This is a genomic window from Kitasatospora sp. NPDC058243 (assembly GCF_042882025.1).
Lineage (GTDB): Bacteria > Actinomycetota > Actinomycetes > Streptomycetales > Streptomycetaceae > Kitasatospora.
In genome coordinates this window covers 1-7,147 of sequence record NZ_JBHVWW010000130.1, presented here as the reverse complement: position 1 = coordinate 7,147, position 7,147 = coordinate 1, and the positions used below count along the sequence as shown (strand labels likewise).

At 73.7% G+C, this 7,147-nt stretch carries 8 protein-coding genes; 4 read left to right on the top strand and 4 right to left on the bottom strand.

Going from position 1 to position 7,147, the window contains the following annotated elements; all coding sequences use genetic code 11:
* The 4 genes from ACFVX9_RS39305 to ACFVX9_RS39290 form a co-directional block, all read left to right on the top strand.
* The coding region (locus ACFVX9_RS39305) for an acyl-CoA dehydrogenase family protein (RefSeq protein WP_277952960.1) at positions 1 to 131 on the top strand (131 nt) is incomplete at its 5' end.
* A gap of 133 nt (positions 132 to 264) precedes the next feature.
* Positions 265 to 981 carry a TetR family transcriptional regulator gene (locus ACFVX9_RS39300; protein ID WP_387987044.1) on the top strand — a complete coding sequence of 239 codons (717 nt, stop codon included), beginning with the start codon at positions 265 to 267 and terminating at the stop codon, positions 979 to 981.
* Positions 982 to 1,184: 203 nt separating this feature from the next.
* Positions 1,185 to 2,570, top strand: a complete 1,386-nt coding sequence (locus ACFVX9_RS39295; RefSeq protein WP_387987041.1) for a chloride channel protein — start codon at positions 1,185 to 1,187, stop codon at positions 2,568 to 2,570.
* A 214-nt stretch (positions 2,571 to 2,784) separates the two neighbouring features.
* Positions 2,785 to 3,507 carry a DUF2278 family protein gene (locus ACFVX9_RS39290; protein WP_380342705.1) on the top strand — a complete coding sequence of 241 codons (723 nt, stop codon included), beginning with the start codon at positions 2,785 to 2,787 and terminating at the stop codon, positions 3,505 to 3,507.
* A 24-nt stretch (positions 3,508 to 3,531) separates the two neighbouring features.
* Here ACFVX9_RS39290 and ACFVX9_RS39285 read toward each other — a convergent pair whose 3' ends face one another.
* The 4 genes from ACFVX9_RS39285 to ACFVX9_RS39270 form a co-directional block, all read right to left on the bottom strand.
* Positions 3,532 to 4,203 (bottom strand): prolyl oligopeptidase family serine peptidase, encoded by a 672-nt coding sequence (locus ACFVX9_RS39285; RefSeq protein WP_380380789.1) that lies wholly within the window; start codon positions 4,201 to 4,203, stop codon positions 3,532 to 3,534.
* A gap of 89 nt (positions 4,204 to 4,292) precedes the next feature.
* On the bottom strand, positions 4,293 to 5,774 hold the full coding sequence (locus tag ACFVX9_RS39280; RefSeq protein ID WP_387987037.1) for a phytoene desaturase family protein: 1,482 nt from the start codon (positions 5,772 to 5,774) through the stop codon (positions 4,293 to 4,295).
* A 77-nt stretch (positions 5,775 to 5,851) separates the two neighbouring features.
* Positions 5,852 to 6,499: a flavoprotein gene (locus ACFVX9_RS39275; protein WP_387987034.1), complete on the bottom strand. Its 648-nt coding sequence runs from the start codon at positions 6,497 to 6,499 to the stop codon at positions 5,852 to 5,854.
* A gap of 17 nt (positions 6,500 to 6,516) precedes the next feature.
* Positions 6,517 to 7,047 (bottom strand): hypothetical protein, encoded by a 531-nt coding sequence (locus ACFVX9_RS39270; RefSeq protein ID WP_380380795.1) that lies wholly within the window; start codon positions 7,045 to 7,047, stop codon positions 6,517 to 6,519.
* Positions 7,048 to 7,147 lie beyond the last annotated feature (100 nt).

Sequence of the window (7,147 nt, the reverse complement as noted above, 5' to 3'; positions counted from 1 at the left end):
AGTTGCTGGGCGGGTACGGGTACACGCGGGACTACCCGGTGGAGCGGATGATGCGGGACGCGAAGATCACCCAGATCTACGAGGGGACCAACCAGGTCCAGCGCATCGTCATGGCCCGCAACCTGCCGTAACAGCGCCTGCGAGGTGCACCGACGGCCGGGCCGAGCACCCGGTCCGGCCGTTCGGGGCCGATGCTATGTTCCGGGAATGAGCGAGAAGGAAGAGCAGGACCTGCCCATGAACGACGGGCCCGCCAAGCCGGCGATGCGCGAGGCGCTCGTCGCCGCGGCCTTCGAGCTCTTCCTGGAACGCGGCTTCGAGCAGACCACCATCGACGACATCGTCTCGCTCGCCGGGGTCGGCCGGCGCTCCTTCTTCCGCTACTTCCCGGCCAAGGAGGACGTGGTCTTCCCGGACCACGAGCGCAGCCTCGCCGAGATGACGGAGTTCCTGGAGTCCGGCACCGGCGAGGAGGACCCGGTCAAGCACGCGTGCGACGCGGCCCGGCTCGTCCTGCGGATGTACGCCGAACAGCCCTCCTTCTCCGTCCAGCGCTACCGCCTCACCCGCAAGGTCCCCGGCCTGCGGGCGTACGAGCTCTCCGTGGTCTGGCGCTACGAGCACACGCTCGCGGCCTACCTGCGCGGCCGGTTCGCCGACCGCCCGGACGGCCCGCTGCGCGCCGACGTGACCGCCGCCGCCGTCGTCGCCGCGCACAACCACGCCCTGCGCACCTGGCTGCGCTCGGGCGGCGAGAGCGACTGGGTGGTCGAGGTCGACGCGGCGATGGCCTTCGTCACCGGCACCTGGAACGACCGCCCGGGCGGCGAGAACGGCGCGGGTGGGGGGTTCGGGGAGTCCGGGGAGTCCGGGGAGTCCGGGGCGGACGATGTGGTGGTGCTGGTCGCCAGCCGCCGGGCGCCGCTGTGGCGGATGGTCCAGGGCATCGAGAGCGCGCTCGGCGACGCCCACCGGCTCTGACCGCCCGCTGTTGGCTCCGGCCGCCGTCGACGCCCACCCGCTCCGGTCGCCAGCCGCCCCGGAGAGCGCTCTCACCCGAACGGCGCAACTCCGCTCGTCCGGCGCCCGGCTGACGGGCCGCACGCCGTGCGGGCCGCCCGGCCCCGGGCGAGACTCGGTCGCAGGACGGGGGCCGCGCGCCCCGGGAGCGCGAAGGAGCGGCGATGCCGGGGACGCCCCAGCAGCAGAACGGTGGCCCCACCCTGCGCCAGGTGCTGCTCGGCAAGGGCTACCTCGGCCTGCTGCTGGTCGCCACCCTGATCGGTGCCCCGGTCTCGCTGGTCGCCTTCGGCTTCGTCGGCCTGGAGCACCAACTCCAGCACTGGGTCTGGGAGAGCCTGCCGGTCGCCGCCGGCTTCGACCGCGCCCCCTGGTGGTGGCCGCTGCCCGCGCTGCTGCTGGCCGGCCTGCTGCTCGCCCCCGTGGTCACCCGGCTGCCCGGGCGCGGCGGCCACGTCCCGGTGGACGGGCTGGGCGGCCCGCCCACCCCGCCGGGCGCCGTCCCCGGCGTGGTGCTGGCCGCGCTCGCCTGCCTGCCGCTCGGCGCGGTGCTCGGCCCGGAGGCGCCGCTGATGGCGATCGGCGGCGGCCTCGCGCTGCTCGCCGTCCGGTCCACCAGGCGGGCCCAACGCCCGGAACTGGTACCGGTGTTGGGCACGGCCGGGGCGGCGGCGGCGATCTCCACCATCTTCGGCAGCCCGCTGGTGGCGGGCGTGATGATGATCGAGGCGGCCGGGCTGGGCGGCCCGCGGCTGATCGCCCTGATCCTGCCCTGCCTGCTGGCCAGCGGCGTCGGTGCGCTGGTCTTCACCGGCTTCGGCCACTGGACCGGGCTGTCGATCGGCGCGCTCTCGCTGCCGCGGGTGCCCGAGAGCGGCGTCCCGGACCCGGGCGACTTCCTCTGGGGCGTCCCGCTGGCGGTGGTGATCGCCGTGGTCTGCGTGGCCGGGCAGGCCCTCGGCCGGCGGGTCAAGGCCTTCACCACGGGCGATCCGGCGGGCCCCCGGCCGGTGCCGACCGCTCGTCGGACCGCCGTCCGGACGGTGCTGTGCGCGATCGCCGTCGGAGCCTGCCTCGCGGCGTACGCCCTGCTCACCGGTCGCTCGCCGGAGGAGGCCGCGCTCTCCGGACAGGCCACCCTGGGCGCGCTGGCGGCCGACCCGGCGGCCTGGTCGATCGGCGCGCTGCTCGCCCTGGTGCTGTGCAAGACGGTCGGCTGGGGGATCGCCCTGGGCAGCCTGCGCGGCGGCCCGATCTTCCCGGCGATCCTGATCGGTGCCGCGCTCGGGGCGGCCTGCGCGCCGCTGCCCGGCTTCGGCACCGCGCCCGCGCTGGCCGTCGGACTGGCCGCCTCCGGCGCGGCCGTCACCCGGCTTCCGGTCACCAGCACGGTGCTGGCGACGGCGCTGCTGGGCGGCCAGGCCGCCGATGCGATGCCGCTGCTGATCGTCGCCGCGGTGACGGCCTTCGTCACCGGCGAGCTGCTCCGGGGGCGGCCGAGACGCTTCCACGCCGCGCCCGGCCGGGGCAGGCCGGCACCGGCCGACTGACCGGCCCGCCCTCGTCCGGTCCTCGTCCAGTCCCCGGACGCCGGCGCCCCGACGTCAACGTTCTGCGGCGCGAAAGCCCGTTCGGGGGACGGCAGATGAACAACTGCGGATTCCACAGCCCCCGGTCGGCGGTGTGCGCGATAACGGAGGGACCCCGGCCGACCGGCCGGCGAGGCACCAGGACCAGCAGCCAGGGAACCGAGGAACCACACCCATGCCGATCAGCGACTACGGCGTGCTCGCCGCCACCGCCGTCGACCGGCGCCGCGAGGGCGCCACCGACACCCCGCACTACCAGATCCACCTGCGCGACGCCGGGGGCACCGACTACCGCGCGGCGGTCAACGTCCTCTCCCAGCAGGCCCCCGCGGACCTGCGCTACCTCGCGGTCGAGGACTTCCGGCACCCCGTCACCGGTCTCCTCCCGCCGGCCGGCAGCGGCTGGAACCCGCTGCCGTCCCGGCCGGGCACGGCGAGCCTGGACTTCGTCCGCGGGCACCTGTTCGACCCTGCGGCGATGCGCGTCCTGCCGCCCGACCTCCCGGGCCCGGACAACGACCTCGCCGACATGCTCGACCAGCACGTCCAGCGGGCGATCGCCGACCCGGCGGCCGCGGTGTACGTCTTCGGGCAGCGCTTCGGGCCCGAACCCGGCGTCCCGGACAAGGTGTTCGGCTTCCTGCCCGGCAACGGCGTGCACGACGTGCACATGAACCAGGGCAACAGCGGGCGGTTCCGGACGGACGACGGCGTCTACCAGGACGGCGCGCTGCTCATCCACCTGCCGGCGGAGAGCCGGTGGGCGGCGGTGTTCCTGGCCTTCCAGTCGCAGTCCTGGCACACCGACGACCGCACCGGGCACGCCCTGCCCGCGTCCGTCCCGCACCCCACCCGCCCCCGGACCGGCTCCCGCCAGGCGACCGGCCCCCAGCAGTAGCGCCTGCCGGGCCCGTCGGCGTTCTCAGCCCGCGCTGCGGGACCGGCGGGACTGGGCGAGCAGCCAGGCGTAGACCTCGGGGTCGTCGTACGTCCGCGTCCAGGAGTCGTGGCCGACCCCCGGGTAGCGGGTGAACCGCACCGGACCGCCCGCCTCCCGCAGCGCCTCGACCACCCGCTCGGTGTGGGCGACCGGGACGACGTCGTCCTCCCCGCCGTGGAAGGCCCACACCGGGAGGGCGGCGAGGCGCGGCGCCGCCTCTCTCAGCCCGGACCCGCAGATCGGCACGGCGGCGGCGAACCGGCGCGGGTACCGGGCGGCGAGCGCCCACGTGCCGGTGCCGCCCATGCTCAGCCCGGTCACGTACCGCCGGTCCGGGTCGATCCGGTACGTCCGCGCCACGTCCTCGACCAGGGCCGCCAGCGCGCTCACCTCCGCGACCCACGAGCTGTGCGCCGGGCACTGCGGGGCCACCACCACGAACGGCAGCTTCGCCCCGGCGGCGATCTGCCGCACCGGCCCGTGCACGGCGAGCGCCGCCAGATCCTCGCCGCGCTCCATGGCGCCGTGCAGGAACAGCAGCAGCGGCCACGGCCCGGGGCCCTCGTCGTACCCGTCCGGCAGCGACAGGGCGTACCCCAGGTCGTTGCCGTCCCCGTCGACGGCGAACCGGTGGTGCTGAACAGGTGCGGACATCGGTCTCCTCCAAGGCGCCAGGGGTTCCACGGGGCGGACCCGCCGCCACCACCCTTACCGAGCAGCCTCTCCGATCGATGACGCCGCCGTCACGGTTCACATCGCAAAGACGCCGGACGGGGCCCGAGCGAGGGCGGCGCGGTGATGCCGAACTCCCGGCGGAGCGCGGAGACGGCGGCGAGGTAGCCGCTCATGCCGTGGACGCCCGGACCGGGCGGGGTGGACGCGGAGCACAGGTAGACGCCGGGCAGCGGGGTCGCGTACGGGTTCCACCGGAGGGTCGGGCGCATGAGCAGCTGGCCGAGGGTCAGGGCCCCGGCCCCGATGTCCCCGCCGACGTAGTTGGGGTTGTACGCCTCGTACTGGACGCCGTTGGTGCTCCTGGCGGCGAGGACCGTCTCGCTGAACCCGGGCGCGTACTTCTCGATCTGTGCCGTGACGGAGCCGGTGGGGTCCGCCGCGTACCCGTTGGGCACGTGCGCGTAGGCCCAGACGGGCCTCTTCCCGGCGCGGACCCGGTCGGGATCGGCGACGCCGGGATCCACCAGCAGCACGAAGGGGTCGCCCGCGTCGATGCCGCGGGCGACCCCGGACTCCCGGCGGTAGATCTGCGCCTGCGACCCTCCGAGGTGCACGGTGGCGGCCCTGGCCACGTCGGTGTTGCGCCACGGGATCGCCTCGGACACCAGGAAGTCGACCTTGGCCGCCGCGGGCCCGTACCGGAACCTGCCGAGTCGTCGCCGGTAGGCGGCGGGCAGTCGGTCGCCCGCCACGGCCGAGAACTCCTTCGGCCCGGTGTCGAACATGACGACGCGCGAACCGCGCACCTGCGCCAGCTCGGTGATGCGCGCACCGGTGTGGATCAGCCCGCCGTGGCGCCGGATGTCCTCGGCCAGGCCGGCCGCGATCTCCGAGCTCCCGCCGCGCGGCACCGGCCACCCCGAACTGTGCGCCAGGTGGCCGAGGAAGACCGACACGGCCCCGCCGACGATGCTGGGGAGCCTGCCGACGGCGTGCGCGGCCACCCCGGCGAGGAGGGCGGCCGCCTCGTCGGTCGCGAACCGGCGCGTGGCGAGCGCCGTCCCGTGGACCAGGGACCGCCACGCGAGCATCGCCGGAGTCCGCAGGGACGCGGGGACGGAGCGGAAGTCGGAGAGGAAGAGCTCCCCGATCTCGGTGCTGCGGCCGATGAGCGGTGCCATCAGCCGCCGCCAGCCGGCGCCGTCACGGCCCAGTGCCTCGCAGGTCCGGTCGAGGTCGTGGTACGCCACGGCGGCTCGCCCGTCAGCCAGCGGATGGGCGTAGGACGCTTCCGCCTGGAGCAGGTCGACGCCGCGGGCCGACAGGTCGAACCGGCGGAAGAACGGCGAGACGGCGGCCATCGGATGGACGGCGGAGCAGATGTCGTGCCGTACGTCGCTGTCGAAGAGCGCGTGCGTGCGCAGGCCGCCGCCGATCTCGTCCTGGCTCTCGTAGACGTCCACGTGCAACCCGGCGCGGGCGAAGGTGACGGCCGCCGCCAGGCCGTTCGGCCCGCTGCCCACGACCGCGACGTCGCTGTTCCATTTCATGCTCGGCCCGCCTCGTTCGTGGTCGGTCCGCCGCGCGGGATTCCACGGGCGGAGTGGCCGCTCACCGGGAGCTGGTGCTACCGGCGGCCCTCCGCATCGAACATTCCTTCCAGCTCCTTCAGGACCGACGGCAGGTAGAAGCCGGTCTCGCCCTCCCATTTTCGCTTCCCGACGCTGTACGCCGCGACGGTTTGGCTGACCGAGACGTTCGGGCGCTGCAGCAGGAGCTCCATGTTGCGTTCGACGACGGCATTTCCGGCCGGAAAGGCGGTGGCGAGTACGATCGGCTTCTCGGTGATCTGCAACGCCATGGTGGCGGGGGTGTTGCAGTTTCCCGCGGCGAGCCGCATGGCGAAATCGAGCGTCGCGGGGAAGACGGCGAAGGCGTCGACGCGTTCGCCGATCTCCACGTGCGCGGATTCCGGGAGGGAGGGGTCGGCGTAGTCGTCGGTCCACACGTCGCCGCCCACCAGTCGGCGCAGGGCGTCCAGCGTCACGAAACGCTGTGCGGACCTGGTCACCAGGAGATCGCTCGTGATCCGGGGAAACGACTGGCGCAGCCAGTGCAGCCAGTACGGCGTGAGCGCGGCGTTGATGGATCCGGTCACGATGAACAGGATCCGCTTCTCGCCCAGATCGGGGATCTCCTGATTTCCGCTGCTTCCGGCGTTTCCGGTGTTTCCAGTGCTTCCGCCGGTTCCGCTGCCTTTGGTGCTTTCGGGCATCTCGGTATTCCCCCGGTTCACAGGGCGAGTTCCGGCGAGATCATGATGGGCTTGATCCCGTCGGCACCCTCGGTCGGGACGGACGCCACGATCATGAACTGGTAGTCGCCCGACTCGCTGCTCTTCCTGCACGCGTCCCGCACGGCCCCGGCCATCAGGTTGTACCCGTCGCTGTTCAGCATCCACTCGAACATGGCCCCGTTCGAGGCGAGCGTGCGCACCTGCGATGCCATGTCGAACAGCGCCTTGGGAACCCGGCTCCCCGGGTTCCACAGCACGGCGAGCGGCTTCGCCTCGTTCCGCATGGCCAGGTCGGCCCACGTGGTCCAGCCGTCCGCGGGCGTCGCGCGCGTGCGGTAGAAGACGTACAGGTCCTCGATGCCGGGGTTCGGGGCGAAGAAGCGCCATTGCGGCAGGTCGGGGAAGAACGGCAGGCGCATCTTGATCGGCAGCTTGTCGTCGGGCAGGTTCTCGAAGACCGTCAGCACGACGTGCGTCACCAGGGCGGCCTTGACCAGGGACGCGACGGTCCTGCGCCACGCGCTCATGAGTTCTCCGTAAGGTGTTAGGTGGCCCGGGAGGGCCGGATGTGGCTGATGGGTTCTTGCCGACCGTGGCTTCCCTGGAGTGGCCGTCCGGCTCTCCGGG

What these genes read in the sequence shown, in the direction of transcription:
- ACFVX9_RS39300 (WP_387987044.1), top strand. Translation starts at nt 265, where the DNA reads ATGCGCGAGGCGCTCGTCGCCGCGGCCTTCGAGCTCTTCCTGGAACGC.
- ACFVX9_RS39295 (WP_387987041.1), top strand. Translation starts at nt 1,185, where the DNA reads ATGCCGGGGACGCCCCAGCAGCAGAACGGTGGCCCCACCCTGCGCCAG.
- ACFVX9_RS39290 (WP_380342705.1), top strand. Translation starts at nt 2,785, where the DNA reads ATGCCGATCAGCGACTACGGCGTGCTCGCCGCCACCGCCGTCGACCGG.
- ACFVX9_RS39285 (WP_380380789.1), bottom strand. Translation starts at nt 4,203, where the DNA reads ATGTCCGCACCTGTTCAGCACCACCGGTTCGCCGTCGACGGGGACGGC.
- ACFVX9_RS39280 (WP_387987037.1), bottom strand. Translation starts at nt 5,774, where the DNA reads ATGAAATGGAACAGCGACGTCGCGGTCGTGGGCAGCGGGCCGAACGGC.
- ACFVX9_RS39275 (WP_387987034.1), bottom strand. Translation starts at nt 6,499, where the DNA reads ATGCCCGAAAGCACCAAAGGCAGCGGAACCGGCGGAAGCACTGGAAAC.
- ACFVX9_RS39270 (WP_380380795.1), bottom strand. Translation starts at nt 7,047, where the DNA reads ATGAGCGCGTGGCGCAGGACCGTCGCGTCCCTGGTCAAGGCCGCCCTG.